At 55.3% G+C, this 1428-nt stretch carries 1 protein-coding gene; it reads left to right on the forward strand.

Annotated elements, in window-relative coordinates:
• Positions 1 to 86 precede the first annotated feature (86 nt).
• A complete protein-coding gene (locus FG99_RS30675; RefSeq protein ID WP_043268243.1) occupies positions 87 to 1397 on the forward strand; it encodes an IS4 family transposase in 1311 nt (436 codons plus the stop codon).
• Positions 1398 to 1428: the final 31 nt, after the last annotated feature.

Genomic DNA, 1428 nt, shown 5'->3' on the forward strand with positions numbered 1-1428 from the left:
TAATGCCAGTCAGTTAAGGCTGACACATTGACCTTTAGTCTGCAGGCCGCAAAATCCGATGCTTGGAAACGAGCATCGGATTTTTTATGCGCCTGTCACAAGCCCTGTCCCTCACTCACGAAATGGCATCGCGGCCTCATGCGCTGGAGGGGCTGGGAGCTTTGCTCGATCCAGACATCGTGAAACAGGCTTTCGAGACTGCAGGTGTCTCGACCATTCGCAAGCGTCGTCTTCCGCTTGAAAGCCTGGTGTGGTGCATCATCGGCATGGCGTTGTTCCGCCGGATGTCGGCTTGGGATGTCGTGAACCACATGGACATCATGCTACCGGGCAAGCGGCCGCTGGTGGCGCCCAGCGCTGTTGTGCAAGGGCGGCAGCGGCTGGGTAGCGAAGCTGTACGCGAAGTCTTTACGCTGACCCAGCAGCGATGGCACGAAGAAACCAAACATCCGCAGTGGTTGGGATTGACGCTGCTTGGCGTGGACGGCGTTGTCTGGAATACGCCTGATACCGCAGAAAATCGTGCGTGCTACGGCAGCGCGACCAACCAGCATGGTGACGGCAGCTTTCCTCAAGTTCGGATGGTCTGTCAGATGGAGCTGACCAGCCATCTACTGATAAGCAGCACTTTCGAGGGCTATCACAGTAGCGAAATGAAGCTGGCAGAACAGCTGATCGCCACCACGCCGAATCATTCGTTGACCCTGTTCGACAAAGGTTTCTACTCGTTGGGCTTGCTGCATCACTGGCAATCGCACGGCGAGCATCGACACTGGCTGATCCCTTTGAAAAAGGGCACTCAGTATGAGGTAGAGCACAAGCTTGGGCGCAATGATGCCCAGGTCGTTCTGCGTACATCGCCTCAGGCTCGCAAACAATGGCCAGACTTGCCGTTGGAAATTCGAGCGAGGTTGCTGAGCAAAACGATCAAAGGAAAGGTGGTGAGCGTCTTGACCTCAATGACCGATCCGCTGCGTTTCCCTGGCGATGAGATCGTCGATCTTTACAGTCAGCGCTGGGAAATCGAACTGGGCTATCGGGAGATCAAGCAAGGACTTTTGGGCGGCGAATACACCCTGAGAAGCAAGACTCCGGAGATGATTGCGCAAGAACTGTGGGGCGTGCTGCTGGGCTACAACCTGTTACGTTATCAGATGGTACAGATGTCGAGGCAGTGCCCGGGGGTATACCCATGCGAAATGAGTTTTACCGCCTGCAGTTGGGCAATCCTGGGCTTGCTGCATGGCACGTCGCTGAACCATCCCGGTAACTTGCCAGGATTTCTGGCAGATTTGCAGGCCTCAGCGGCGCAGTATGTCCTACCTCATCGGCGACCTGATCGCTGGTTCCCGAGAACGGTGAAGCAGCGACCAGCAAAATATTCGACACGAAAATGAAAATGCCAGTCAGCTTAACTGACTGGCATTA

It is taken from the genome of Pseudomonas sp. AAC, assembly GCF_000725445.1.
In the GTDB taxonomy this organism is placed as follows: domain Bacteria; phylum Pseudomonadota; class Gammaproteobacteria; order Pseudomonadales; family Pseudomonadaceae; genus Pseudomonas; species Pseudomonas citronellolis.